Source organism: Gemmatimonadaceae bacterium (assembly GCA_040882285.1).
Classification (GTDB): Bacteria; Gemmatimonadota; Gemmatimonadetes; order Gemmatimonadales; family Gemmatimonadaceae; genus JACDCY01.
On record JBBEBQ010000019.1, the window covers coordinates 60,729 to 87,373 of the forward strand.

The window sequence follows — 26,645 nt, forward strand, 5'->3', positions numbered from 1 at the left end:
CTGGGATTCCCCCAGCCTTCGCCAGGAGCCGCGCCGCGCGACTTTGGTTGTGATTGCAAGACGCCGCTGTCGTTAAGAGCCGCCCGATCGATGAGCATGCTTGATGCCGTTGATCGCCGCCGCCTGCGTCGCCTACGCCGCGGGGCTGCTGGCCGGCTTCGCGACGGATCGCAGAATCACTGTAATCGTCGCGGGTCTGGCGGCTGCCGCGGTGCTGTACGGGCTGCTGCGACGCAGCGGTTACGTGTTTGCCGTTGCCGCGCTGCTCGCCAGCGGGATCGCCGTCGCGCTGACCGAGCCACCCAAGCCGATTCATCGGTTCACACGCGCGGTCGCAAGTCCTGACGCGGCTCCCGCGCTCGAGCGCGTCCGCGCGGGCGCCGCGAAGCGGATCGAGCGAATGTTCGGCAGCGACGCGCCGATGGCGAAGGCGCTGCTGATCGCCGAGCAGCAGGACCTTGGCCCCGAGGTCCGCCAGCGGTACGCCGACGCCGGGCTGGTGCACATGCTGTCCATCTCCGGGCTGCACGTCGCGATTGTCGCCGGCGCGGTCGAGCTGCTGCTCTCGGCGATGGCGCTCGGCCGCGCGCGCGCGGCGATCCTCTCGCTCGTCATCGTCTGGCTGTACGTTGCGGTGATCGGCGCGCCCGCGCCCGCGCTGCGCTCGGCGGTGATGCTCACCGTCATGGCGTCGAGCAGGATCGCGCAGCGGCCGACGTCGCCCTGGGCGTCGCTCGCGCTCGGCGCGGCGGTTCCGCTGTACGAGCCGCGCAACGTGCTCGGGCTCGGGTATCAGCTGAGCGTCGTCGGAATGGCGGGACTCACCGCGAGCGGGAGCATCACGCGGCGGTGGATCGCGCCGAAGGTCGAGGGTTGGCGGCTCGCCGTGTCGAATCAGCTATTGCCGTCCATCATCGCCACGATCGTCACCGCTCCGCTGATCGCATGGTACTTCGGGCGGCTGAGCCTGATCGGGCCCGTGTCGAACGTGCTCGCGTCGCCGGTGATCACGATACTCCAGCCAATGCTGTTCCTGGCGATGCTGTTCCCGATTGACGGCGCGGCGCAGTTCGTCGCGGACGGCTGCCTGCCGCTGCTGCACGTTTTCGACGGGATCGCGGCACGCACGGCTGCCCTGCCGTACGCATCGATCCAGGTGACCCCGTCGCTGCTCACGACGCTGTTGTGCTGCGTGGCGATCGCCGCGCTGGTAGCCGCCGCGTCCGCGCGGTTCACCGCGCGGCCCGCGCTGCTCGCCGCGCTCGCGCTCGGCGGCGCGCTCTGGTATCCGCTCATGCCGCCGCCCGCGCGGCGCGAGATCGAGCTGCACATGCTGGACGTAGGCCAGGGCGACGCGCTCGCGCTCCGCACGACACGCGGCAACTGGATCCTGTTCGACGCGGGTCGCGCGTGGCGCACCGGCGACGCCGGGCGGGCGGTGATCATCCCGTACCTGGCGCGGCGCGGGGGAAAGCTCGCCGCGTTCGTGCTGTCGCACCCGCACAACGATCACGTCGGCGGCGCTTCCACGATCCTGCGGGCGCTGAAGCCGCGAACCTTCCACGACCCGGGTTTCGTCGCGCCGACGGGCTCGTACGCCGCCGCCCTGGCGAGCGCCGTGACGGCGGGGACGCGCTGGAGCCGGGTACGGCCGGGCGATTCCCTGGTGGTGGACGGGGTCGTGGTCAACTTCCTGGCGCCGGACTCGGCGTGGGCCAGTGCGCTGACAGACCCGAACGAGGCGAGCACGATCGCGCGCGTCCGGTTCGGCGCGGTTCGATTCCTGCTTGTGGGAGACGCGGAGAAGGAGCTGGAGCAATGGCTGGTCGCCAATGACAGCCTCGACCTTCGCGCGGACGTTCTCAAAGTGGCACATCACGGCAGCTCGACGAGCACCACGGAAAGATTTCTCTCCGCTACGAAACCGCGGGTCGCATTGATCTCGGTGGGGAAGGACAACAGCTACCGCCATCCCAGCCCGGCCGTGGTGGAGAGGCTCGAGCGCTCGGGGGCCGCCGTGTACCGCACCGATCAGCTCGGCACGGTCGTGGTGTCCACCGACGGCAGGCGGGTGCGGGTTCGCGCTCGCGAAGGTGAGTGGGAGCTGCGGCCCCGATGATGCGGGCCCTGCTCGGAACACCGATCTCGTTGCGGCAGGACATGCTCATCCGGTATCCGGAGCTGCGTGCCGCGCGCTTCCGGGCGGGGGGACTGCCAGTACGGGTAGGCGGGTGGCTGCTTGGCCGCAGCCGGGTGGACGCCGTGACGCTGGGACGCACCATCTTCGTCGCGCGCGAGATCGAGCCGTCGGCGGAATTGCTCTTGCACGAGCTTCGGCACGTCGAGCAATTTTGCGAGAGCAGGGCATTCCCATTTCGCTACATTTGGGAAACGCTGCGACGCGGTTATTCCGAGAATCTTTTCGAGCGGGACGCCCGGGAGTTTGCCACCAGGAGGGTGCGCGGTTCCGAGGCCCCCTTTACGAAGGACGTCTAAGTGGTAAAGCACAGCGCAACCTCGGTCGTCACGATCGACCGGTACATCATCGAGGAAGAGCGGCTCCATCCCCAGGCGACGGGCGAGCTGTCCGGCATCCTGTACGACCTCGCGCTCGCCGCGAAGATGATCGCCAACAAGGTTCGCAACGCCGGACTCGCCGACGTTCTCGGCGCCACCGAGAACAGCAACGTCCAGGGGGAGATCCAGCAGAAGCTGGACGTGCTCGCCAACGACATCATCATCAAGGCGATGGACCACGGCGGGCGTCTGTGCGCGATGGCGTCGGAGGAGATGCCCGGTCTCATCCCGATTCCGGAGCAATTCCGCTGCGGTAAGTACGTGCTGCTGTTCGATCCACTCGACGGCTCTTCCAACATCGACGTCAACGTACCGGTGGGCACCATATTCTCGGTGCTGCTGAAGGTCACTCCCGGGAACAAGGGCGAGATGGGAGACCTGTTGCAGCCCGGTCGCCAGCAGGTGGCCGCGGGGTACGTGATCTACGGCTCGAGCACGATGATGGTGTATACCACGGGGCAGGGCGTGCACGGATTCACGCTCGACCCGGCGATCGGCGAGTTTCTGCTGTCGCACCCGCACATTCGCACGCCCGATCCGGGCAGGTACCTCTCGGTGAACGATTCGTACGAGCCCCTCTGGAACGACACCGTCAGGGAGCTCATGCGGCGATATCGCAAGGGCGACGGCAAGAAGCGGAACGGCACGAGCTCGCGCTACGTCGGCTCGCTCGTCGCCGATTTCCACCGCAACCTGCTCGGTGGCGGGATCTTCGCGTACCCGGCGCAGAGCAAGAGTCCCAAGGGCAAGCTGCGTTTGCTGTACGAGGCCAATCCGCTCGCGTTCATCGCGGAGCAGGCTGGCGGCGCCGCGTCCGACGGCAAGCGGCGCATCATGGGTATCGAGCCGACGGAGCTGCACCAGCGCACGCCGCTGTTCATCGGCAGCAAGTCCAGCGTCGAGCTGGCTGAGTCCATGCTCGGCGGCGCGCTCACGGGCGTCGGGGCCTGAGCGCGGAGCGTAATTCGCCTTCGGGGATTCCGGTCGCGCCGGTTTACCGGCCGGAAGACGCCGACCTCGAGTACAAGCGTGATTTAGGCGAGCCGGGCGAGTGGCCGTACACTCGCGGCGTCCAGCCGACGATGTACCGCGGCCGCCTCTGGACGATGCGGCAGTACGCCGGGTTCGGCACCGCCGCCGAGACCAACGCGCGCTTCCGGCATCTGCTCGCTGCGGGGCAAACCGGGTTGTCGGTCGCGTTCGACCTCCCGACGCAGATGGGGATCGACTCGGATTCGCCGCGCGCGCTGGGCGAAGTCGGCCGCGCCGGCGTCGCGATCGACACCGTCGAAGACATGCACGAGCTGTTCGCGGAGATACCGCTCGATCGTGTTTCTACCTCGATGACGATCAACGCGACGGCCTCGACGCTGCTCGCGATGTACATCGTGGTCGCCGAGGAGCGCGGGATCTCGCGCGACAAGCTGAGCGGCACGGTGCAGAACGACATCCTCAAGGAGTACATCGCGCGCGGGACGTACGTGTACCCGCCGGAGCCGAGCCTGCGGCTGATCGCGGACATGTTCCGTTTCTGCACGGCGGAAGTGCCGGGCTGGAATCCGATTTCCATTTCCGGCTACCATATAAGAGAGGCGGGCGCAACGGCCGTGCAGGAGCTGGCGTTCACGCTGGCGAACGGGGTGGAGTACGTGCGGCACGGCGTCGCCGCCGGGCTCGACGTGAACGCGTTCGCCAGGCGACTGTCCTTCTTCTTCGCCGCGCACAACGACCTGTTCGAGGAGGTCGCGAAGTTCCGCGCCGCGCGGCGGCTGTGGGCGAGGATCATGCGCGAGCGGTTCGGCGCGGACGACGAAGGGTGCAGGCTGCGGTTTCACACGCAGACCGGCGGCGTGACGCTCACCGCGCAGCAGCCGCTGAACAACGTGGTGCGTGTTGCGATGCAGGCGCTGTCGGCCACGCTCGGTGGGACGCAGTCGCTGCACACCAACGGGTACGACGAGGCGCTATCGCTGCCGACGGCGGAGGCCGCGACGCTCGCGCTCCGCACGCAGCAGATCATCGCGCACGAGTCGGGGATCGCGAATACGGTGGATCCGCTCGCCGGCAGCTATTACGTCGAGAGTCTCACCAACGAGCTGGAGGCGCGCGCGGTCGCGCTGATGCAGCGGGTGGAGGATCTGGGCGGGTCGGCGAAGGCGATCGAGCAGGGGTTCTTCCAGGACGAGATCGCGCGCAGCGCGTACGAGTTTCAGCAGCGCGTGGAGGGCGGGGAGACCGTGATCGTCGGGGTCAATCAGTTCACCGACGACAGTGAGGGGCTGAGCATTCCGTCGCCGGATTATGCAGGGATGGAGCGAGGGCAGGTCAGCCGGCTGGCGAGGGCGCGCAGCGCGCGTGACTCGGCGGCGCAGACAGCGGCGCTAACAGCGCTCGGTGACGCCGCCGGAAGGGTCAAGGAAGGGAAGGCGCGGGTCACGTTAATGCCGCTCGTGATCGATGCGGTGCGCGCGCGCGCGTCGGTCGGCGAGATCTCCGATACCCTGGCTGGCGCGTGGGGCAAGTATGTGCCGGGCTAGCCCTCATCGCTGCGCGTGGCGGGCGGAGCGAACCACTGCTCGGGCCGCACGATCTTGGGTGTATCCGGGTCTTCCTCGTAGTGCGGCGACATGATCTGCACGCCAAACTCGTTGAACGCGTCCTGAATGTTCATGTGCAGCTTCGACAGGACGTCAATCCTGGTCTCGGGCCGGTCCAGGTACACGTTGAGCTGGTACTCGGGATAGTGATCCGACAGCGCGAGCTGCCGGACGAACGGGCGCGGCTCGGAGCGAACTCCGGTCGTTCGCGACGCCGCCAGCTCGAGCAGCGCGTGCACTTGCCGCCACGGCGTGTCGTACCCGATAGTCACCGTCGTGTACAGAATGACGCCCTGCTCGGCGGCCAGCCGCGTGTAATTCTTGGTTGTCTGCGAGACAAGGAGCGCGTTCGGGATCGTCACCTCCTCCAGCTTGTTCGTGCGGACCTTGGTGGACAGCATCCCGACTTCGGTGACGGTTCCCTCGACGCCGCCGATGTGGACATAGTCGCCGGCGCGCATCGCCCGTGAGTACATGAGAACCAGCCCGCTCATCGCCTGATTTACGATGCCGGACGACCCGAGCGAGAGCACCAGACCGGCGAACACCGACACTCCCTTGAACACGTTGCTGTCACTGCCGGGGAGGTACGGGTATGCGACCACCAGGGCGAACACCCAGAGCAGCGCTACGATCAGCCGCCGGGTCGGCTTGGCAGTGTCCGGGTGCGCCCATGGCACCGACACCTGTCCGGCTTCGATCGCTCCAAAAAGCGCTTTCACGAGCCGGGCGAGGAAGCGCGTGCCGAAGAAGATCAGGAGAACGGTGAACAGTCCCGGAATCGCGGTCACGACGCCGAGCGTCAGCTCGGCCACCGTGTTGACCAGGTAGCTGCCCAGCGCTTCGCCCCACGGCCGGCTGAACGGGAACCGCGTCAGGATGAACGTCAGCGCCAGGTACGCAGCGAACAGGCCGATCGCCCAGATCGCAAGGTCGAACGTGCGACGCCCGGTGGTCAGGATCTGGCGCCGGTCCAGCAGCGTGTATCCTCCTACGCGCAGCTCCTGAATCCGCGCCCAGGCGCGCCTTTCCGCGCGTGCTCCCAGCCGCCGGCGACCGAGCACCAGCGCGCGCATGAACAACGCGAACAGCGCGATTGCGAACGCGGCCTGCAAAACTGCGCGCGCGTTGTAGGCCAGGCTGCGCTGGTCGCGCTCGAGCCGTATCGCGTCCTGCACTCGACGCGCTGACTGGACGGCGACTTGGTCGAGGGTCTCGCCGGCCAGGCCGTCCGCGTCCGCGTGTGTGACTGCGAAAAGCGGGCGGAGTCTCGAGTAGATGACCACGCCTTCTGGCACGCGCCTGATTGTCACGTCGCCGGGGCCGTCCGCCCTGGCTGCCGCACGGATCCGCTCGCTGGCCGCAGCGGCTCGCTCCTGCGGATCTCTCGCGCCTAGGGGCCCGCGAAAGACGATGATCGTGCGGTTCTGTACGATCAGCGCCGCCGTGTCGGCTGGCACCGCCGTGGTTTGTCCGCCGGCGGGAGAGAATGCTCCGCTCAAGGCGAACGCCACCGCGCAGAGGAACGCCATCGGAGCCATGGCGCGACGATAACGTGCTGCGTCGGTGCGGGCAACCGGCACCCGGCCTGAAGCGGGGGGTCGGCTGACCATGTTGTTGCGACTTCGCAATCTCGGGTTACCGTCGCGAGACTGACCCCCTGCGCGGTCTGGAGGTGGCGTGACTGGGAGTGCAGGGCACATTATGGGCTGGAACTCGCACTGCGCTGGCCGCCTGTCTCCATTCTGCCCCGATCGCGATCGCCGGATCAAGGAGTAAATGATGCAGACCGAACTCACCACGGACGTTCAGCGATCCATTTCCGGGATCGGCGACTGGTTCGCGACCAATCAGCCCCGGCTGATCACCGCCCTCGTGCTGCTGGGCGTCGGCGTCGCGCTGGCGTTCCTCCTCCGCATGGTTGCCGTGCGGATCATGGCCGCCATCGAGCGCGCGGTGCCTGTGCGCGCGTTCCGCATCTCGCTGGGCGGCGTCGCCCGCGAGCGCCGGGCCTCGGATGTCGTCGGCACGGTCGTGTTCTGGGTCGTGCTCCTCTTCTTCGTCGCGACCGCTGCGGACGCGCTGGGAATCGCGCTGCTCAGCTCCGTCGTGAACAGCCTGTCGCTGTTCATCCCGCGCGTGTTCGCGGCGGTGCTGATCCTCGTGGCAGGCATCGTGATGGGGAACCTGGCCCGCGGAGCGGTCGCCGCCACAGCGGCGGGCGCCGGCACGTCGTTCGGCTCCGGTCTCGCGCAGATGGTGCGCGTCGCGGTCGTGACCGCAGCGGTGGTCATCGCCATCGCCGAGCTCGGCGTGGACATCGCGCTGCTCACCGCGATCTTCTCCGTCGCGCTCGCGGCGCTGCTTGGCGGGTTCGCGCTGGCCTTCGGGCTCGGAGCCCGTACCGCGATCAGCAACATCATCGGTTCGCACTATCTCCGGCAGGCGTTCGAGGTCGGGCAGACAGTGCGGATCGGCGGCGTAGAGGGGAAGATCGCGGAGCTCACGGCGACGACGGTCATTCTCGACGTGCCGGAAGGCCGAATGATCGTCCCCGCCAAGCAGTTCGCGGAGATGACATCCACTCTGCTGGCGAAGAGGGACCCGCAGTGATCGCTGAGGACCGTCTCGGTCGTGCGTTCCTGGAGTCGCACCCGGCGCGCGCGGCGATGACGCTCGAGCAGACGCCGGCTCCCGCCGCCGCCGCGGTGCTGCACGCGGTTCCCGCGGACGCGGCCGCGAGAGTGGTGCGCGACATGACGGTGCCGTACGCAGCCGACTGTCTCGGGCGGCTCGCGCCCGGGGACGCGGCTGCGATAGTCACGGAGCTGACGCCCGACGACGTGACCGGCGTAGTCCGCGCGATGGAACCAGGGTCGCGCGAGGCGCTGCTCGCCGCGCTCCCCGCCGATGTGCGCGACCAGATCGTCCGCGTGCTGTCGTACCCGGAGGGGACGGCCGGCGCCGTCATGGACCCCTCCGTCTTTTATCTCCCGGACGACGTGCTCGTCGCGGACGCCCGTGCGCGCCTGGCCCGCTCCGCGCGCGAGCTGTTGTACTACCTTTATGTCGTCGATCGCGAGCACCGCTTGGTGGGCGTGCTCGATATCCCGGAGCTGATGCTCGCGCGGGCGCGCCATCCCGTAAGCGCCGCGATGCATCGCGACGTGAATCGCCTGAGCGTGTGGCTGCCGGTGGCGCAGGTGCGGGACCACCCCGGCTGGCAGAGCTTTCACGCGTTGCCCGTTGTGGACGAGCAGGAGCGGCTGCTTGGCGCCGTGCGCTACCAGACTCTGCGCAGGCTCGAGCGCGAGGCGTCGGGTCGCAGGCCGGATCCCGCGCACGTCACGGCAGGCGCGCTGGCGGAGCTGTTCCAGCTCGGCACCACCGGTTTCGTGGCGGGGATCGTCGCCACCGCGTCGGCGGGGGAGGACCCCGGCCGTCCACTGGCGACCGGCCGCGAGGTGCCCGATGAGCGCTGACGCCGCCGCGGGATTCGCCAGGCTGGCGCGGACGTTCGTGCGCGAGTTCCCCGACGAAGCGTCGCGGGACCTCGAGAAGCTTCCCGCCGCGGAGATCGCTCGCCTGGTGCGCACCCAGCCGGCCCGGCATGCGGCTCAACTTTTGGAGCACCTCTCCGCTGACGTCGCCGCCGAGGTGCTGGACGAAATCCCGAGCGAGGCGCGGCGCGACGTACTGACGAAGATAGATCCGGTGCGCGCCGTCGCGATCCTCGGCTGGATTGACGACGAGCCGCGAGCCGAGCTGGTGCAGCTCCTCGATCCGCCGCTCGCGCGCGAACTGCGGATGATGTCGGAATATCCGCCGGAGACTGCGGGGCGGCTCATGGACCCGCGCGCCGTCGGATTCAAACCCGGCACCACGGTTCAACAGGCGCTCGCGCGCGTGCGCGCGGGGCGGACACAACGGGTAGCCGATGTGTTCGTCACGGATGAGGAAGGGAGTCTCGTCGGGACCGCCCCGCTGCAGCTCCTGGCGGTCGCAGCTCCTGACGTTCTGGTCGAAACGCTCGTGCGTCCGGCCATCGCGGTCCAGGCGATCGATCCCCAGGAAGAGGTCGTCGAGCACTTCAACAAGGGACGACTCTCGAGCGTCCCGGTGGTGGACTTCGAGGGGCGGCTGATCGGCGTGATTCGCTACGACACGCTGGCGATCACGGCGCAGGAGGACGTGGCCGGCGACATTCAGGCGATGGTGGGCGTGAGCCGGCAGGAGCGCGCGCTCTCGCCGGTGTTTTTTGCCGTAAAGAAGCGGCTGCCCTGGCTGGAGATCAATCTCGCGACCGCGTTTCTCGCCGCGGCGGTAGTCGGACTGTTCGAGGGGACGATCGCGCGATTCACCGCGCTGGCCGTGCTGCTCCCGGTGGTGGCCGGTCAGTCCGGGAACACCGGCGCGCAGGCGCTGGCCGTCACCATGCGCGGGCTCGCCATGCACGAGATTCGTATCGGCCAGTGGCCGCGCGTCGTGCGCAAGGAGGCGAGCGTCGCGCTGATCAATGGAATCGCCGTCTCGCTCACGACCGCGGCGGGCGTGTTCGTGTGGAGCAGGTCGGTGGGGCTCGCGCTGGTGATCGGCACGTCCATGGTACTGTCCATGGTAGCGGCGGGGATCGCCGGCGTACTGGTGCCCTCCACGCTGACCATGATGGGGCAGGATCCGGCCCAGTCGTCGTCCATCATCCTCACCACGGTTACCGATATCGTCGGCTTCGCGAGCTTCCTCGGGATTGCCACCTTATTGGCGGGGACGTTGTAGCGGCCTGCCGTATAATGCGCTTGCCTGGGTACATAAAATCATATATTATGATTTTATGTAAGGAGAACCTATGCCCAGAAAGCTCTTCGTAAGCGAAGCGGTTCGCAACTTCGCGGAGTACATCAATCGCGTGGCATATCGTGGCGAGAGCTTCACGCTCGTCCGCGGAAATAAGCCCGTCGCCGAGCTCTCCCCTGTCGTAGCCGGCCGCCGCCTCGGCGATCTGCCGTATCTGCTCGCTGCGCTTCCATCGCTGGGTGATGCGGAGGCAAAGGATTTCTCGGCGGACATCTCCGCCGCGCGCTCGGAACTGGCGGGCGCTCCGATCCGGGACACATGGGAGTCCTGATTGACGCATCCGTACTGATCGCGTTCGAACGCAGCCGGAGCGAAATCGAGCAAGGACTAGTGGGCCGGGAGGATGAGGAATTCTTTCTGTCGGTCGTTACGGCGAGCGAGCTGCTCCACGGAGTGCATCGCGCGAAGTCCGCCGACATCCGGGCCCGGCGCTCGGCGTTCGTCGAAGCGGTGCTGTCGCGTTTCCCGCTGCTTGCGGTGGATCTGCCGACCGCGCGGGCACACGCTCAGCTTTGGGCCGAGCTCGCGTCTACGGGGAAGATGATCGGTCCGCACGATCTCTGGCTCGCGGCGGCGTGCATCGCGCACGGGCTGCTGCTCGTCACCGCCAACGCGCGGGAGTTCCGGCGCGTGCCGGGACTCGCGATCGAATCATGGGTGATGGACACGCGCCAACGATAAGAATCGGCGCGTCAGTTTGTGTTCAGCGTGTGCTCGCGAAAGAACTCCCACATCTCGCTCGTCGCGTCCACGCCGTCGCTGGTGCGCCCCAAAAACCACCGGGGTTGCCGCCCTCCGCCGGGCCAGCTGTGGCCTCCTCCCAGGATGGTGTACAGCACCACGGCGGCGAGCACTCCCTTCCTGTCCCGCATGGGTGCCGCGACGGCCGTCACGGTCACCGGTGCCGGTTCCACGCGAGCGCCAGAGGCGCCGCGGACAATCGCGGCAACGGAAGGGTAGCCCCATGCCGATGGTCGTCGTCCAAACCCAACGTCGGGTCGGCTCAACCCACTCGCCTAACACGCGAGCCTGCATGAACCCAACCCCAGCTCCCATCCCGACCCCGACCATGAACTGGGCCCCGCCGCCGAATTGGTCCCAGGCAATCGCCAACACGACGACCAAGACCAAGCCGATAAGCCAGCCGAGCGTCGTGGCCTTGACCCAGCGATTGAAGGTAGGCGGCACACCAGGCATCCCTTCAGTGCTCATGGATACCTCACCGAAGACACCGCGGTCTAACGTACTGCGATTGAGCCGCGGCGGAACGAAGCTCGGATGCTGCCCCGATGGCCGAACGCCGACGGCTCCAATCGCTGGTTAGGCCGCGCGAGGTTCATTGGCCGCTCCGTAGGAACCGATCCACGACTGCGAAGAATGCATCGGGCTCTTCGATCATCGGAAAGTGGCCGCTACGTTCCCAGACCAGGAACTGTGATCCAGGGATGGCCTGGTGAATCCGCCACGCTGTGCGGGGCGCGACGTTTGCATCGAAGCGGCCCGTTGTTACCAAGACTGGCATACTGAGACGTTTCAGATCCTCTGCCGTCAAACCGTGGGCTTCCACGTCCTTCCACAACAGTACATCCTGTCGGGCGTTGTAAACGGTCACCCCGAGCTCGGCGAGAACGCGGTCGCGAACCTCGGATGAGTAAAAGGACATGGCGAGTTGCCCGCGTATATACATCTGCACGTCGCCCGGATTGTCGGCGCTCAGGCCCTCCTGGGCGGCAATACGCTCCGGGAACAGCGCGCCAAATAGGAATTCAGTTGTGGCGATTTTCGGCGACGAGACCGAGCCGACGAGGAGAACGCGATCAACGTGATCGGGATAGCGACGGGCGTACGCCAGTGCAACGTAGCCGCCCCATGAGTGACCAAGCACGGCGATCCGCGGCACGCCAAGGGCCTGGCGAATCGCCTCGATGCTCCGAAGGATGTCCCCGACGACGAGGCTGTCGTTCGGCCCCACGGCCCACGACTGTCCTGTGCCGGGCTGATCGAAGAACACGACCCGTCGGGCCCCCGCGATTCGCTCCCAGACGCTGTTGCCGAAATGGAGGAAGCCGTGGGCGTACCCCGGACCGCCATTTATCAGGAGCAGCGGCGTGGCCGTGCCGTGACCCAACACGTGGTACGCCACTGGCTTTTCTCCCACGTTCGCCAGTTGCATCGGCTCGGTCTGGGCGTACAGTATGGCCGGCCAGACGAGCATGCCCATGACGAATCGCCTGAGAACTCTAGCTGTCAACGCCACCCCTCATATGCCCGTTGTACTTGGAATCGCGGCCTAACGTCCTAGAAATGAGAAAAAAGATGACCGCCCTGTGGGAGGTCGAGGGCGTCGACACGGTGGCGGAGACCGAGGGATGATCCTCGCGGCGTTGGCGGAGGCCCAACGGACCGGCGCCCGTCTTCGCCCGGCGTGCGCCGTGATCGGCATCTCGCCGCGTACGATTGAGCGGTGGCGGCAACACCCGACGCGGACGGATCAGCGACGCGGACCTCGTCATCGACCCGGCAACGCGCTCACGAAGGTCGAGGAGGGCCGCGTCCTGGCTGTGATGACGAGCGCTGAGCATGGGCAGCTTTCGCCCAAGCAGCTGGTCCCGCGCCTGGCGGATGAGGGGATCTATCTCGCGTCCGAATCGACGATGTACCGACTGCAGCGCCGCTGGCAGCTCCGGCGCCAGCGACGCCAAAGGGCATCCACGCACGTCACGCGCGCGTCGAGTGTTCACCGAGCGACCGGCGCTAATCAGGTGTGGACGTGGGACATTACGTACCTGCCAACGACGGTGCGCGGACGCTTTCTCTACCTGTACCTCGTCGTCGATGTCTGGAGCCGCCAGATTGTCGGGGCCACAATCCATGCGCGAGAAGGCGCCACCGAAGCCGCGGCACTCATCCGGCAGATCTGCGAGGAGACTGGCGTCGATACGCGAGGGCTGGTGCTGCACGCGGACAATGGGAAGCCGATGCGAGGGAACACGATGATCGCCACACTCCAGTGGTTAGGCATCGTGCCCTCCTTCAGCCGGCCGCACGTGTGCAACGACAATCCGTATTCCGAAGCGCTCTTCCGAACCCTCAAGCAGGCGCCGAGCTATCCCCGTGCGCCGTTTGTCGATCGTACCGCGGCAAGCCAGTGGGTGACCCGCTTCGTCGAGTGGTACAACACGGAGCATCGGCACAGTGCCATCCGATTCGTCACGCCGACGCAGCGTCACACCGGGCACGATGTCGCACTCCTCGCGGCACGTCACACGCTGTACCAACAAGCACGGCAGCGGCGACCGGAACGCTGGACGCGCCACACGCGCAACTGGACGCCAATCAACACAGTACTTCTGAATCCACCATCCACGGCAGAACCCTGCCAGTGATGACCACCGGCGCCAACTATCTTGACACTCACCACACTAGCCGCCAAACTCACCTTCAAAGACCCCCGGAGAAACCAGATGAGACACCTGTGTTCCGCAGTACTCGTGGCCCTGCTCGTGACCGCCTGCGCGGAAACGCCGCAGACCCTCGTTGCACCCGATGACCTGGCGTTGCAGATGATCCGGTCGAACACATCACCATGGACGGAGGCTACAGATGCGCCTTTCGTTGGCCTCAATACGCCTGCCACCGAGGGCTGTCCCTTCGTCACCCGCTCCGAGCATGTCCTGGTGTTCGCCTCCAACCGAGCCGGCGGAGAGGGCGGCCTGGATCTCTACATCTCGTACTGGGATGCGGCAGCCAAGCAGTGGGGCACACCGGTCAACCTGGGGTCAAAGATCAACACGGCGGCCAATGAACAGTGCCCCCTCCTGTCGCAGGACGGCAAAGAGCTGATCTTGGTCAGCAACCGCCCCGGTGGGGTCGGGGGTCTCGACCTCTGGGTGGCACACCGCCACGACAACCGGAGCGACCTCGAATGGGAACCGGCGGTGAACCTTTCGACGGTGAACTCCTCCGCCGACGAGTTCGGCCCCGGCTGGTACGAGGAGAACGGCAGGACGGTGCTGTACTTCAATTCGATTCGCACCGGCGGTGCCGGCGGGCACGATCTGTATGTCAGCGGTCAAACCCGTGACGGCACCTTCGCTGCTCCGGTACCCGCTGCGGGGCTCAACACCCCGTCCCAGGAGCAGTTCGCTTCGCTGTCCAAGGATGGACTGGAAATCTTCTTTTCCTCCGACCGTCTGGGAACGCTCGGGCTCCTCGACCTCTGGCATGCCACGCGTGAGCGCACCTCGGACCCCTGGCGCACGCCCGTGAACCTGGGCCCTGCGGTGAACAGCTCGGTTGCGGAAGGACGTTCGGCGATCTCGTGGGATGGGATGACACTGTACTTCAACTCCAACCGCAACGGCAGTGTCGACCTGTTCCAGACCACCCGCACCCCGTCGAGTGGCAGGAGGAACTGACCGGAAACGAAGCGCATCGGCGCCGGCACAGGCCCGCACGAGGAACTCGCCCCGCCGGGTCTCGGGCTGATCGATCGCCTCGAGGAACAGAGCCTTGACGCGTGACCAACTCCGGGCGGCTGCCACGGCCTCATCACCTGGAGGAGTGGCTTCACCCGGCGCGGGGAGAGGCTCGCGGCACCTGCATGGTCGAACGTACGCCCCGCGTTGGGGGAGAACAAGACCGGGTGGCCCCGTTGGCGTCGGGATTCCGCGTCTACCAGTGAGCAGCCCCTACCGATGGTTGTGGGGCATCACGAGCGGTCGTTGCCGCTCACACCGGGAGGTTGGATCATGTCAGGCACTCTGTATCATCGCACACTGGGACTGGGCCTCTTGGCCGCGGCGGTGCTGGCCGGCTGTTCAGACACCTCGCCGGCGGGGCCGTCCCAGGAGGGTTTCGGTCCCTCTTTGAGGCGCGCCGAACCGACGTTCAGCTTCACCAGCATCGCCGTACCCGGTGCCACGGCCACCTCGGCCCAGGGTATCAACGCCGCGGGACAGGTCGTCGGCTGGTACGTCACCGCCGATGGTCGCCGGCACGGGTTCCTCATGAACGGTAGCACCACGTTCACCACCATCGACTACCCCGGGGCGTACCACACCGACCTGCGCGGCATCGGACCGAATGGGGAACTGGTGGGCAACTTCGCCGCCGCGGGCGAACCCGGGGTCGCGTTTCACGGGTTCCGCAGGGATGCGCAGGGCGAGTTCACGGCCGTGCACTATGTCGGGCACGACTACGAGATCCTGCAGCGCATCCTGCCCGATGGCACCATCCTGGGCTGTCGTCACGATGAGAACACGACGAGCACCATGAGAGGCATCGTGATCAACGCCCAGGGCGGCAGCGGTGAAATCAACGCGTACGCCTCCATGCACAACGGCGCCACGCCCGACCTGAGCCGCATCGTCGGGCTCTAAACCAACACTGGCGTCTCGCCGGCTCGCACCGAGGGTCACATCATTGACAATGGGGTCTTCACGCCATTGCTGGTGCCGGGTGCCACCATGACCGCGGCCTGGGACGTGAACCCGCGTGGTGACATCGTGGGCGTCTTTCGAGACGGGGCCGGCTTCCACGGCTTCATCTGGAACGAGGCCGGCCCCACCACGATCGATTTTCCGGGCGCCGCCGCCACGCGGGCGTTCGGCGTAAACGCCCGTGGAGACGTGGTCGGCACGTACGTGATGGGCGGTGTCACCCGGGGGTTCCTGGCTGCGCGCGTCGGGTAGGGCATCCGGCCTGGACGGAGTCTCACGGCTGCACGGCGTGGGTACGAGTGCCTCCCGCTCCTCCCGATCAAGACGTCGCGAATCCTCCCGACATTCCCTGAACAGGTCGCGGTCGGAGCGTAGGCCACCGCCATAAGGGGCGCACCAAGGGGCGCCCCTACATGGTGTCCTTCACCACCTCCAGCAACCATGCATGCATTGCCGGGTTGCCGGCCACGACGGCGCCGTGCCGCGGGGTCCTCTCCTCTCCCTCCCCGTCGGTGACGACTCCCCCCGCTTCCCGGATCAGCAGCAGACCGGCCGCCATGTCCCAGGGCGCCAGGTGCAGCTCCCAGAATCCGTCGAAGCGCCCCGCCGCCACGTCCGCCAGGTCCAGCGCCGCCGAACCGGCCCGGCGGGATCTTGTTTTCCAATGCTTGGCGAATTGCCTTCACAGACACCTCCGTTTCCTCACCCGGCGACTTAATCTCGATCGGAAGGGACTGTGCTCTGTCGACAATCATTGCATCAGCACGATTGTAATTCTGTCCGCCGCGCGATACCTGGCAGTCCAAGCCAAGCAGACGCAGAACGTCCCCGACGAGTGGGTAGAATTGGTCTCGATTGTATGACCCCACCTCTACGTGGATACGAGAGGCCGCCGCATCACTGCCCCCTAGTGTGGCAGTCAACTGTGTCAGCTCTGCGGCAAAGACTGACGCCGGTGCCGGGCCGGTTCGCTGGGTGAGTTGCGGGGTCAGATCGTGGTACTCCGCGACCCTGCGCGCTGTGGATGAGACTAAGGGAGCAATGGAAGGCGAGGTAGGCGTACGGGCCACCGGTGCCTCAGCAAGCAACTCAGGGACGTATCTTGAGAGCGTTTCGAATGAAAGTTGTTGAAATGGGGAGAAATATGCATTCCTTACGCTTCGCGGCGTTGCGGCGGCAAGCTCTTGCGAGTCGAGGCTCATCTGTTCGCGACGATTTGAGACATCGAGTCCCGCCCGATCGAGCATCAAATGGTACGTCCACCGCAGGAAGGGAGCCTTCACATCTGGAGGGAGTTCCTCGAAGTCGGAAAGTCGCCAGTCCGCCGTGGAAGCGATTGACTCGGCGGCCAGTTTGTCGGACTCTGTAATCACAAGTTGGCCTCGAGACTTCACACACCAGCCCGACCGACCGAGAACACCAATGGGGAAGCGTGTGTAGTTCTCCATTGTGGGACGGCGCGAGATTCCTCTCCGTTTCGCAATGGCGGCAAGCCATTTATCCAAACGGTCGGCGTGCTTCCTGCAGTCGCGAAGCCGAGCAACCATCGATTCAAACGCGTCGGAATCAGAATCGTCATCAATGCTGAGCGGGCCCGCCATCATCTCGTCGCGCGTAAGAGTGCGCAGCGCGTTCATCGTGCGGAGAATGCACGCGAACGGTCGAATGGATTGTGAACTCTGAACCGCAATTGCCTCCGAAGGAAAGGACATCCCAAGTAGGCACTCGCGTACGAGACTGCGCTGAGTCGCCTCTTGAGTGACTCGGGCCCCAAGCGATGTGAACCGGAAACGAAGGCTCGAGGTTGTCGAGTGCAGCCAACCGAGCGAGCGAAACAGCTCGGCGTACATTTTTGACTGATTGTAGAGTGGATCACGACTGCGGTCGGCGCGCGTTGAGCGCCGTAATGCCTCCGCTCCCATCGCACCCTGCGATGTGACGTTTCCACGGCTGATCATCGCGGACGAAATGTCGTCCAGCCCAAAGTCCGTCGTGCCACTCAGCGATGAATGCAGTTGAACGAAAACGCGTACGAATACTTCGGGATCTGAAACTGGGTTTGGTATGCGGAGCATGTTGTCAGGCTAACTATTGATTATCTGGACTACATATCCTGCGGAGAAACACGAATCCTTGCAAGCGTTCTGCAGCATCACGGAGTTCCTGCAGAGATAGCGCCTACTTCAAACCCCGCTTCGACAAGACCTTATGGGTCTCGACCCAGCCGCGCGAGCGCAGAATCCTTGCGAAAACCTCGCAGGCTATTTTCCGTGAGGAGCGCATGGAGGACGATAGGCCAGCTCTCGACGGTGCGGCGGGCATCGGCGAGCGTGAGAAACCAGTGCTGGTTCAGTCACTCGCCCGCAGCCGGCCGTTGAAGCTCTCGGTGAAGGCATGGCGAGTCGTTCGAGTACGGCGAGCCAAGACTGAAGAGCTTGGAGCCGAACTTTGGGCGAAACTCCAAAGCGAAGGGGACTTCGATCGGGCCGCATGACCTGTGGCTCGCTGCGACATGCGTGGCCCACGGCCTCAGGATAGTCACGGCGAACCTGCGAGAGTTTGGACGAGTACCTGGCTTGAGGGTGGAGTCCTGGCTGGCGCCCAAATGAGCAACGCATCCATACGCAGTCGGCTCCGTCGCCTTGAACGGCTCCGCGAGCTTGGATAACTTCCCTCAGCTCGTCCCTCCCAAGTCCTGCAACGATGCCCACTTACGAATTCCGCTGCGAAGCGGGACATACCTTCGATCGCTTCCTTAAAATGAGCGAGGCTCCGCTCGAGCTCGCGTGCGCTCAGTGCGGCAAGCCTGCTACGCGGCAGATGTCCGGCGGCGCGGGCTTGGTGTTCAAAGGATCGGGATTCTATCTCACGGACTACGGCCGCGCGGGCCAGAAACCTTCCTCGGGCGAGGGTGAAGGCGCGGTGGCGACGGCCGGCGAGTCCAAATCCGGCGATTCCAAATCGGGCGAGTCAAAAAGCGGCGATTCCAAATCGGGTGAGTCCAGAGTCAGCGACTCGAAAGGCGGCGACTCCAAATCATCCAAAGAATCCGCGGCCTCGGCGTCGGCGACCACGGCTTCGACCGCCAAGTCCGACAAGAGCAGCTCCACCAAGTCCCCGAAAACCAGCGAATGAAACCCGCCGACGCGATTCGCGCCGAGCTCGGCCGGATCGCGCGGGAGCTCGGCGCGCCGGAAGGGACGGACGTGATCCTCGAGCGGCCGCGTGACGCCGCGCACGGCGACTGGGCGAGCAACGTCGCGATGATCCTCGCGCGCCCGCTCAAGCAGAAACCGCGCGACATCGCGGAGAAGATCCGCGAGCGGTTCCGCGCCGGGGGCGCCGGTGTCGCATCCATCGATGTCGCGGGGCCGGGCTTTCTCAACTTCCGGCTCCGTCCCGATGTCATCGCGTCGGTCGCGGGCGAAATCATCGAAGCGGGCGGGAGCTACGGCCGCGCGGACGTCGGCAAGGGCGAACGGGTGAACGTCGAGTTCGTCTCCGCGAATCCGACTGGTCCATTGCACGTCGGCCACGGCCGCCAGGCCGCGCTCGGCGACGCGATCGCGACGCTGCTCGAGCACACTGGCTGGGACGTATCGCGGGAGTACTACTACAATGACGCCGGAGTGCAGATCGAGAACCTCGCGGCCAGCGTGCGCGCGCGGCTGCTCGAATCGAAGGGCGCGCATGCGCAGATCCCCGAAGGCGGCTACCACGGCGAGTACATTCGCGAGATCGCGGCCTCCTACAGCGGCGAGGCGGACGACCTCGAGTCGCTCCGCGCGCACTCGGTCACCGAGCTTCGGCGTGAGCAGGATCTCGATCTCGCGGCTTTCGGCGTCGAGTTCGACACGTACTACCTCGAATCGTCGCTGTACGACAGCGGCAAGGTGGACAGGACCGTCGAAGCGCTGACCAGCTCCGGCAAGACTTACGACCATGAAGGCGCGCTCTGGCTCCGCACGACCGACTACGGAGACGACAAGGATCGCGTTATGCGGAAGAGCGACGGCACATACACGTACTTCGTCCCCGACGTCGCGTACCACGTCACCAAGTGGGAGCGCGGGTTCCACCGCGCCATCGACGTGCAGGGCGCCGATCACCACAGCACGGCGACGCGGGTGCGCGCCGGGCTGCAGGCGCTCGGAATCGGAATTCCCGCTGGCTACCCGGAGTACGTGCTGCACCAGATGGTGACGGTGACGCGTGGCGGCGAGGAGGTGAAGATCTCCAAGCGCGCCGGCAGCTACGTCACGGTGCGCGATCTCATCGACGAAGTCGGGCGCGATGCCGTCCGCTACTTCTTCCTCATGCGGAAGGGCGACTCACCGCTGATCTTCGACGTCGATCTCGCGCGCTCGCAGTCGGAGGAAAACCCCGTGTACTACATCCAGATGGCGCACGCGCGGATGTGCGGGATCTTCCGCGTCGGCGCCGAGCAGGGGATTGCCACGGAAACGGCCAACGCCGACCTCTCGCTGCTCACGGAGGCGGAGGAGCAGCAGCTCATCAAGGCGCTCGAGGACTACCCCGCCGAGCTCGCCGGCTCGGCGGCCGCGCTCGAACCGCAGCGCCTGGCCGGTTACCTTCTGGAGACGGCGCGGCTCGCGCACCTGTGGTATCACAAGCACCACGTGCTCGGCCAGGAGCCGCCCCTGATGCGCGCGCGGCTCGTGCTCGCGCGCGCCGCGCAGATCGTCCTGGCAAATGGATTGTCCGCGCTCGGAATAACCGCACCGGAGAGAATGTGACCGTACTCGTAGTCGGATCCGTGGCGCTGGATTCCGTGGAGACGCCGTTCGGAAGGGCCGACGACGTGCTCGGCGGATCGGGGACGTTCTTCTCCGCGGCCGCGAGCCTGTTGACTCCGGTGCAGCTCGTCGGCGTAGTGGGCGACGACTACCCCGTCGACAAGCTCGCGGCGCTCACCGCGCGCGGGGTGGATCTCAGCGGTCTCGAGCAGGCCGAAGGAGCATCGTTCCGCTGGAGAGGGCGCTACCGGCACGATCTCAATGCGGCGGAGACGCTCGAGACGCACCTCGGAGTGTTCTCGCGCTTCAGCCCCAAGATCCCCGAGGCCTTCAGGTCGGCGCCGTTCGTGTTTCTCGCGAACATCGACCCGCGCCTCCAGCTGGACGTGCTCCAGCAGGTGAACAAGCCGAAGCTTGTCGCCTGCGACACCATGAACTTCTGGATCGAGAGCCGGCGCCCGGAGCTGATGGAGCTGCTGAAGCACGTGGACCTGATCACCGTGAACGACGGCGAGGCGCGGCAGCTCTCGGAGAAGGCGAACCTGGTGCAGGCCGCGCGCTGGATCATGGCGCAGGGCCCCAGGCACGTCATCATCAAGAAGGGAGAGCACGGCGCGTTCATGTTCACCGAGGACACGATCTTCTTCGCCCCGGCGTACCCGCTGGAGAGCGTCTTCGACCCGACCGGCGCGGGCGATTCCTTCGCCGGCGGATTCATCGGCTACCTCGCGAAGACCGGCGACCTCTCCGAAGGCAACATGCGGCGCGCGGTGATCTACGGCTCGGCGATGGGCTCGTTCGCCGTGGAGAAGTTCTCGATCGACCGGCTGCTCGAGGTGACGCGCGACGATCTCGCGTGCCGCATTCAAGACTTCCGCAAGCTGGTCGCGTTCGAGGAAGAGCTGGAATGACGGCCGCTCCGACGTGACACGCGCTCTCGACTATCGCGCGGCGGGCGTCGATCTCGAGGTCGCCGACGACGCGAAGCACCGGCTCAAGTCGCTCGTCGAGTCCACCCGCACCGACGGCGTGCTCGGCGCGTTCGGCGGCTTCGGCGGGATGTTCCGCATGCCTTCCGGAATGCGCTCGCCGATTCTGGTGTCGAGCGCCGACGGCGTGGGCACGAAGATCAAGGTCGCGATCGAAGCGGGACGGCACGACACGATCGGACACGATCTCGTCAATCACTGCGTGAACGACATTCTCGTGCAGGGCGCGACGCCGCTCTTCTTTCTCGACTACGTTGCGTTCGGCAAGCTCGACGCGGCCGTCGCCGAGGCGGTCGTAGCCGGCGTCGCGGCGGGCTGCCGCGAGAACGGCTGCGCGCTGGTCGGGGGCGAGACAGCGGAGATGCCGGGACTGTACACGCCGCCGGACTACGATCTAGCGGGCTTCATCGTGGGCGCCGTGGAAGAGGACGCGGTGCTCGGCGCCGCCAGAGTGCGGGAGGGTGATGCCGTGATCGCGCTCGCGAGCTCGGGCTTTCACACGAACGGCTACTCGCTGGTCCGAAGCGTGCTGTTCGACCGGCTCGGCCTTGCGGTGACCGACAAGTATCCGGGGTCGGAAGAATCGGTCGCGGACGTGCTGCTGCGGGTGCACCGGTCGTATCTGCGGACGCTGGCGCCGGTGCTGACGCGGGTGCACGCGCTGGCGCACATCACCGGCGGCGGAATTCCGGGCAATCTCGAGCGCGCGCTACCGCCGGGGCTGGACGCAGTGGTGGAAACGAAGAGCTGGGAGGTGCCTGATGTATTCGAGACTCTCTCGCGCGCGGCGGTGTCAGACCGTCGGGAGATGTTTCGAACTTTTAACATGGGCGTCGGTATGATGGTCCTGGCGAGTCCGTCGGATGTCGACGCCGTGCTGGCGGCGGTTGCCGCCGAGGGTGTGAACGCGTGGGTCGCGGGAGAGATCCGCGCGGGGTCGGGACAGGTGCTCCTGTCCTGACAAAAAAACAATCAATTAGAGAATAGAGGAATCCATGAGAAAGTTCGTGTCAGTCGTACTTGCTTCCGCAGTGCTGGCCGCGCCCGTCGCGGCGCAGCAGGCCAATCCGGACGCGCAGTGTCCGCCGGGATCAACCGACTCGTTCGGCATTCCCGACCAGCAGCGTGCCACGCAGGACGCGTGTCAGAAGGCCATCGATCTCTTCCGCTACATGGCGCCGCAGCTCGGCACCGCGGTCGCGGGCGGCGCGCCGACGCTGGGGCAGGGCGGCCCGACCGGCGGCCTCGGCCACTTCAGCATCGGAGTTCGGGTGAACGCGGTGATGGGCAAGTTGCCGCAGATCCAGGACGTTCCGCTGTCGGTGCAGGGCGCGGTGCGCAGCACGTACCCGCTGGAGAGCCAGATCATCCCCATGCCCACGGCCGACCTGGCGCTGGGACTGTTCGGCGGTCTCCCGCTCGGGATCACCAGCATCGGCGGGCTCGACCTGCTGGTGAGCGCGTCGTACCTGCCGGAGTTCGAGGCCGACAACATCAAGGTCGAAGTGGACGGCAGCTCGATCAAGTTCGGCTTCGGCGCGCGCCTCGGGCTGCTGCAGGAATCGCTGCTGGTTCCCGGCGTGTCCGTCAGCTATCTGCGGCGCGACCTTCCCAAGATCCACATGACCGCGCGCGCTCAGAGCGACAGCCTGCAGGTGCGCGACCTCGACATTCAGACCACGTCGTGGCGCGTCATGGCGAGCAAGAGCTTCTTCATGTTCGGCGCGGCCGCGGGCTTCGGCAAAGACCGGTACGAGTCGAGCACGACGATCTCGGCGCGCGTCGCGTCGCGCACCGTTCCACCGACTCCGGCGGTCACGGCCGGACCGATCGACATCGAACAGAAGCTGTCGAGGACGACGATGTTTCTCGATCTGTCGATGAACCTCCCGTTCTTCAAGCTCGTGGGCGAGATCGGACAGGTGTCGGGGGGCGACGTGGAGACGTACAACCAGTTCGACGGCAGCAAGGCCGACGATTCCCGAACCTACGGCTCGATTGGAATCAGATTCGGCTTCTGAGCGTATGAGCGAGGCGTCCGGCCATGAAGCGCGCGACAGCGCCTTCATGCGCCGGGCGCTCGAGCTGGCCGGAAAAGGCTGGGGCAACACGGCGCCGAACCCGATGGTCGGCGCCGTTGTCGTCAGCGGTGACGCCGTCGTCGGCGAAGGCTGGCACGCGGCGTACGGCGAGGCGCACGCCGAGACCGTAGCGCTCGAGGCCGCTGGCGAGAAGGCGCGGGGCGCGACGCTGTACGTCACGCTCGAGCCGTGCGCGCATCGCGGGCAGACTCCGCCGTGCACGGACGCGATCATCCGGGCGGGGATCGCGCGCGTCGTCGCCGCGGTGCGCGATCCCACTCCCCCGGCGCGCGGCGGGGCCGAGCTGCTCCGGGCCCAGGGGATCGACGTCCGGTTCGGCGTGGAGGCGGACGGCGCGATCGAGCTGAACGCGCCGTTCTTCAACGCCGTGCGGTCGAGCCGGCCGTGGGTAGTGCTGAAGCTCGCGGTCAGCATCGACGGCGCGATCGGCACGCGCGCTCGCGAGCAGCACTGGCTCACCGGCGAGGAATCGCGCCGCGAGGTGCACCATCTGCGCGCGGGCTTCGACGCGATAGCGGTGGGCGCGGGCACGGTGCTGTCCGACGATCCGGAGCTGACGGTCCGCTTCGCGGAGGCGCCGCGCCGCGCGCCGCTGCGCGTGATCTTCGACCGCGAGCTGCGCACTCCCGCCACGGCCAAGGTCGTCCGCACCGCGCGGCAGGTCCCGACTCTCATCATGGCGAGCGTCGTGGGCGCGCAGCTCGAGCCGCTCAAGTCGCAGGGCGTAGAGATCATTCCGTCCAAGTCCCACGCCGACGCGCTCGAGAAGCTGCGTGCGCGCAACGTGCACTCACTGCTGGTCGAAGGCGGGGCGGGCCTCGCGGGTCAATTGCTCGAGCAGAAGCTGGTGGACCGGCTGGTGATCTTTCAGGCGCCGCTGCTGCTCGGCGACGGCGCGCTCGCCGGCTTCGGCGGGCTCACGGCCGCCCGCGCGCGGGAGCTCGGCAACATGCGCATCGTCTCGCGGCGCACCATCGGCGACGACGTCATGACCGTGTACGACACGGCGCGGCGCTGATGTTCACGGGCCTGGTGGACGCGACCGGCACCATCGTCTCGGTGCGCACCACGGATGCCGGACGGGAGGTCACGATCGAATCGCCGTACGGCGATCTCGCGCCCGGAGAGAGCGTCGCGGTCAACGGCGCGTGCCTCACCGTTCGGGAAGCCGGCGGTGGCAAATTCACCGTGGCCGCGGTGTCGTCCACGCTGCCCCGCACGACCATCGGCGAGTGGCCGGCCGGCCGGCGCGTGAATCTCGAGCGCGCCATGCGCGCCGACAGCCGGCTCGGCGGGCACATCGTGCAGGGTCACGTGGACGCCGTCGGCGAGATCACCGCCCGCGAGGAATCGGGCGACGCGCTGCTGCTCGACGTCGCGCTCCCGCCCGCGGTCGCGGAGCTGGTGGTGCCGCTGGGCTCGATCACGATCGACGGCGTGAGTCTGACCGTCAACGACCTGCCGGCGCCGGGTACCGCGCAGCTCTCGATCGTGGAATTCACCCGGTCCCACACCACCCTCGGCGACCTCCGCCCGGGCGACCGCGTGCACGTCGAGGCGGACGTTATAGCCAAATACGTGCAGAGAATGGTGGCGCCGTACCGTTCCGGGGCCGATATCCCGTAGATTACGGGCCATGAGCTTCGGCACGGTCGAGCAGGCAATCGAGGAAATCAGCAAGGGCAGGATGATCGTGGTCGCGGACGACGAGGATCGCGAGAACGAAGGCGACCTCATCTGCGCGGCCCAGCTGGTCACGGCCGAGACCGTGAACTTCATGATCAAGCGCGCCGGCGGGCTGATCTGCCTGGCGATCACGGGCGACCGCGCCGACCAGCTCGCGCTGCCGCAGGTGAGCCGCGAGAACACCGACGAGCACCGGACCGCGTTCACCGTCAGCATCGACGCGTCGCCTCGGTTCGGCGTGACGACGGGGATCAGCGCGTACGACCGCGCCAAGACGATCCAGGTCGCGGTGGATCCCGCCACGATGCCGACCGAGCTGCGCCGTCCGGGGCACGTCTTCCCGCTGCGCGCCCGCGACGGCGGCGTGCTCCAGCGCGTCGGACACACCGAAGCTGCCGTGGATCTCGCGCGACTCGCGGGGCTGTATCCCGCCGGCGTGATCTGCGAGATACTCACGGAGGACGGCTCCTCGATGCGCCGCGACGAGCTGCTGAAGTTCTCTACTGAGCACGGGCTGACGTTCATCACCGTGGCGCAGCTGGTGGCGTACCGGCTGCAGAAGGAGCGGCTGGTGCACCGCGTGGCCGAGGCGCGGCTGCCGACCGAGATGGGGCTCTGGCGGATCGTCGGCTACCGCAACGACGTGGATCAGCACGAGCACGTCGCGCTGGTGCACGGCGACGTGCAGGACGGCGAGGGAGTGCTGGTGCGCATGCATTCGCGCTGTCTCACGGGCGACGTGTTCCACTCGCTCCGCTGCGACTGCGGCTGGCAGCTGCACACGGCGATGAAGATGATCGAGGACGCGGGCCGCGGCGTGGTGGTGTATCTCGATCAGGAAGGGCGCGGGATCGGCCTGCTCAACAAGCTCCAGGCGTACGAGCTGCAGGACGCCGGCGCCGATACCGTCGAAGCCAACGAGCGGCTCGGCTTCAAGCCGGACCTCCGCAACTACGGAATCGGCGCGCAGATCCTGCTCGACCTCGGCCTCAAGTCGATCCGCCCCCTTACGAACAACCCGCGCAAGCTCGTCGGGCTCGAGGGATACGGCTTGCACGTGAAGGACCGGGTCGCGATCGTCCCGGCGACGACCGAGGAAAACTCCGGCTATCTGGAAGCGAAGCGCTCCAAGCTCGGACATCTTCTAGCTTCCTGAATGGCTGAATTTGCGGGTACGCCGCGCGGCGACAACCGCCGCGTAGCGGTCGTAGCCAGCCGGTTCAACACGGAAGTTACGCGCAAGCTGGCTGACGGAGCCATGAGCGCGCTCGTCGAGCACGGCGTGGCCGCGGCCGACATCGATCTCGTCTGGGTTCCCGGCGCGTGGGAGCTGCCGACCGCGCTGCGCGCCGCCATGGGCGCGGATACCTACGACGCCGTGGTCGTAGTCGGCGCGCTGATCCGCGGCGAGACTCCCAATTTCGACCACCTGTGCGCGGCCGTCGCTCAGTCGCTCGCGCAGCTGACGGCTGACTCGGACATACCGGTGGGATACGCTCTGCTCACCTGCGACACGGACGAGCAGGCCGAAGCCCGCGCGGGTTCCGGCGACGCCAACAAGGGGCGCGAGGCCGCGCTCGCGGCGCTCGAGATGGCGGACCTGCTCGATCGCCTGCATCCGCTCGATGCGGATTGAGACCCG

Annotated in this window: 25 protein-coding genes and 2 pseudogenes; 22 read left to right on the forward strand and 5 right to left on the reverse strand. The window is 66.6% G+C overall.

Going from position 1 to position 26,645, the window contains the following annotated elements:
- Window positions 1-103 precede the first annotated feature (103 nt).
- From WEA80_10975 to WEA80_10990, 4 genes are read left to right on the forward strand one after another with little or no spacing between them, the layout of a single operon-like run.
- On the forward strand, window positions 104-2,119 hold the full coding sequence (locus WEA80_10975; protein ID MEX1187102.1) for a DNA internalization-related competence protein ComEC/Rec2: 2,016 nt from the start codon (window positions 104-106) through the stop codon (window positions 2,117-2,119).
- Window positions 2,119-2,496 (forward strand): DUF4157 domain-containing protein, encoded by a 378-nt coding sequence (locus WEA80_10980; protein MEX1187103.1) that lies wholly within the window; start codon window positions 2,119-2,121, stop codon window positions 2,494-2,496. Before WEA80_10975 ends, WEA80_10980 begins: the two co-directional genes overlap by 1 nt.
- Window positions 2,497-3,528: a class 1 fructose-bisphosphatase gene (fbp, locus tag WEA80_10985; GenBank protein MEX1187104.1), complete on the forward strand. Its 1,032-nt coding sequence runs from the start codon at window positions 2,497-2,499 to the stop codon at window positions 3,526-3,528. It abuts the gene before it with no gap.
- Between the two features lie 26 nt (window positions 3,529-3,554).
- Window positions 3,555-5,114 carry a methylmalonyl-CoA mutase family protein gene (locus tag WEA80_10990; protein MEX1187105.1) on the forward strand — a complete coding sequence of 520 codons (1,560 nt, stop codon included), beginning with the start codon at window positions 3,555-3,557 and terminating at the stop codon, window positions 5,112-5,114.
- On the opposite strand, the gene WEA80_10995 is transcribed toward WEA80_10990, so the two are convergent.
- On the reverse strand, window positions 5,111-6,715 hold the full coding sequence (locus WEA80_10995) for a mechanosensitive ion channel domain-containing protein (protein ID MEX1187106.1): 1,605 nt from the start codon (window positions 6,713-6,715) through the stop codon (window positions 5,111-5,113). The two genes, WEA80_10990 and WEA80_10995, sit on opposite strands and share 4 nt — an antisense overlap.
- Window positions 6,716-6,956: 241 nt before the next feature.
- Between WEA80_10995 and WEA80_11000 the strand changes: the two genes are divergently transcribed.
- From WEA80_11000 to WEA80_11020, 5 genes are all read left to right on the forward strand, one after another.
- Window positions 6,957-7,787 (forward strand): mechanosensitive ion channel domain-containing protein, encoded by an 831-nt coding sequence (locus WEA80_11000; protein ID MEX1187107.1) that lies wholly within the window; start codon window positions 6,957-6,959, stop codon window positions 7,785-7,787.
- On the forward strand, window positions 7,784-8,656 hold the full coding sequence (locus tag WEA80_11005) for a CBS domain-containing protein (protein ID MEX1187108.1): 873 nt from the start codon (window positions 7,784-7,786) through the stop codon (window positions 8,654-8,656). Before WEA80_11000 ends, WEA80_11005 begins: the two co-directional genes overlap by 4 nt.
- Window positions 8,646-9,950 (forward strand): magnesium transporter, encoded by a 1,305-nt coding sequence (locus WEA80_11010; protein ID MEX1187109.1) that lies wholly within the window; start codon window positions 8,646-8,648, stop codon window positions 9,948-9,950. The genes WEA80_11005 and WEA80_11010 overlap by 11 nt, the downstream gene beginning before the upstream one ends.
- Window positions 9,951-10,020: 70 nt before the next feature.
- The gene (locus WEA80_11015; GenBank protein MEX1187110.1) at window positions 10,021-10,299 is read left to right on the forward strand and encodes a hypothetical protein; all 279 of its coding nucleotides are present in this window, start codon (window positions 10,021-10,023) and stop codon (window positions 10,297-10,299) included.
- A complete protein-coding gene (locus WEA80_11020) occupies window positions 10,287-10,709 on the forward strand; it encodes a type II toxin-antitoxin system VapC family toxin (GenBank protein MEX1187111.1) in 423 nt (140 codons plus the stop codon). Before WEA80_11015 ends, WEA80_11020 begins: the two co-directional genes overlap by 13 nt.
- Before the next feature lie 11 nt (window positions 10,710-10,720).
- Here WEA80_11020 and WEA80_11025 read toward each other — a convergent pair whose 3' ends face one another.
- Window positions 10,721-10,942, reverse strand: a complete 222-nt coding sequence (locus tag WEA80_11025; protein MEX1187112.1) for a hypothetical protein — start codon at window positions 10,940-10,942, stop codon at window positions 10,721-10,723.
- 422 nt (window positions 10,943-11,364) lie between these two features.
- Complete coding sequence (locus tag WEA80_11030; protein MEX1187113.1) at window positions 11,365-12,249, reverse strand: alpha/beta fold hydrolase; 885 nt, start codon at window positions 12,247-12,249, stop codon at window positions 11,365-11,367.
- A 148-nt stretch (window positions 12,250-12,397) separates the two neighbouring features.
- On the opposite strand from WEA80_11030, the gene WEA80_11035 reads away from it, so the two are divergent.
- From WEA80_11035 to WEA80_11050, 4 genes are all read left to right on the forward strand, one after another.
- Window positions 12,398-13,414 (forward strand): IS3 family transposase, encoded by a 1,017-nt coding sequence (locus tag WEA80_11035; protein ID MEX1187114.1) that lies wholly within the window; start codon window positions 12,398-12,400, stop codon window positions 13,412-13,414.
- 105 nt (window positions 13,415-13,519) lie between these two features.
- Window positions 13,520-14,446 (forward strand): hypothetical protein, encoded by a 927-nt coding sequence (locus tag WEA80_11040; GenBank protein MEX1187115.1) that lies wholly within the window; start codon window positions 13,520-13,522, stop codon window positions 14,444-14,446.
- 333 nt (window positions 14,447-14,779) lie between these two features.
- Entirely contained in the window at window positions 14,780-15,409 is a 630-nt protein-coding gene (locus WEA80_11045) for a hypothetical protein (GenBank protein ID MEX1187116.1), read from the forward strand.
- An 87-nt stretch (window positions 15,410-15,496) separates the two neighbouring features.
- Entirely contained in the window at window positions 15,497-15,721 is a 225-nt protein-coding gene (locus WEA80_11050; GenBank protein ID MEX1187117.1) for a hypothetical protein, read from the forward strand.
- A gap of 157 nt (window positions 15,722-15,878) precedes the next feature.
- On the opposite strand, the pseudogene WEA80_11055 reads toward WEA80_11050, so the two are convergent.
- A pseudogene (locus WEA80_11055) lies at window positions 15,879-16,112 on the reverse strand (inositol monophosphatase family protein).
- A 1,653-nt stretch (window positions 16,113-17,765) separates the two neighbouring features.
- Window positions 17,766-17,878 (reverse strand): annotated as a pseudogene (locus WEA80_11060) (integrase core domain-containing protein).
- Window positions 17,879-18,172: 294 nt separating this feature from the next.
- Between WEA80_11060 and WEA80_11065 the strand changes: the two are divergent.
- The 9 genes from WEA80_11065 to ribH are packed head-to-tail and all read left to right on the forward strand — an operon-like array spanning window position 18,173 to window position 26,639.
- Window positions 18,173-18,604: a zinc ribbon domain-containing protein gene (locus WEA80_11065; protein MEX1187118.1), complete on the forward strand. Its 432-nt coding sequence runs from the start codon at window positions 18,173-18,175 to the stop codon at window positions 18,602-18,604.
- On the forward strand, window positions 18,601-20,226 hold the full coding sequence (gene argS / locus WEA80_11070) for an arginine--tRNA ligase (protein ID MEX1187119.1): 1,626 nt from the start codon (window positions 18,601-18,603) through the stop codon (window positions 20,224-20,226). Before WEA80_11065 ends, argS begins: the two co-directional genes overlap by 4 nt.
- A complete protein-coding gene (locus tag WEA80_11075) occupies window positions 20,223-21,137 on the forward strand; it encodes a PfkB family carbohydrate kinase (protein ID MEX1187120.1) in 915 nt (304 codons plus the stop codon). Before argS ends, WEA80_11075 begins: the two co-directional genes overlap by 4 nt.
- A 13-nt stretch (window positions 21,138-21,150) precedes the next feature.
- Entirely contained in the window at window positions 21,151-22,176 is a 1,026-nt protein-coding gene (purM, locus tag WEA80_11080) for a phosphoribosylformylglycinamidine cyclo-ligase (GenBank protein MEX1187121.1), read from the forward strand.
- Between the two features lie 34 nt (window positions 22,177-22,210).
- Complete coding sequence (locus tag WEA80_11085) at window positions 22,211-23,236, forward strand: hypothetical protein (protein MEX1187122.1); 1,026 nt, start codon at window positions 22,211-22,213, stop codon at window positions 23,234-23,236.
- Window positions 23,237-23,240: 4 nt separating this feature from the next.
- Window positions 23,241-24,335 carry a bifunctional diaminohydroxyphosphoribosylaminopyrimidine deaminase/5-amino-6-(5-phosphoribosylamino)uracil reductase RibD gene (ribD, locus tag WEA80_11090; GenBank protein ID MEX1187123.1) on the forward strand — a complete coding sequence of 365 codons (1,095 nt, stop codon included), beginning with the start codon at window positions 23,241-23,243 and terminating at the stop codon, window positions 24,333-24,335.
- Window positions 24,335-24,943 carry a riboflavin synthase gene (locus WEA80_11095; protein MEX1187124.1) on the forward strand — a complete coding sequence of 203 codons (609 nt, stop codon included), beginning with the start codon at window positions 24,335-24,337 and terminating at the stop codon, window positions 24,941-24,943. Before ribD ends, WEA80_11095 begins: the two co-directional genes overlap by 1 nt.
- A gap of 10 nt (window positions 24,944-24,953) precedes the next feature.
- Window positions 24,954-26,159, forward strand: a complete 1,206-nt coding sequence (locus tag WEA80_11100) for a bifunctional 3,4-dihydroxy-2-butanone-4-phosphate synthase/GTP cyclohydrolase II (GenBank protein MEX1187125.1) — start codon at window positions 24,954-24,956, stop codon at window positions 26,157-26,159.
- On the forward strand, window positions 26,160-26,639 hold the full coding sequence (gene ribH / locus WEA80_11105) for a 6,7-dimethyl-8-ribityllumazine synthase (protein ID MEX1187126.1): 480 nt from the start codon (window positions 26,160-26,162) through the stop codon (window positions 26,637-26,639).
- Window positions 26,640-26,645: the final 6 nt, after the last annotated feature.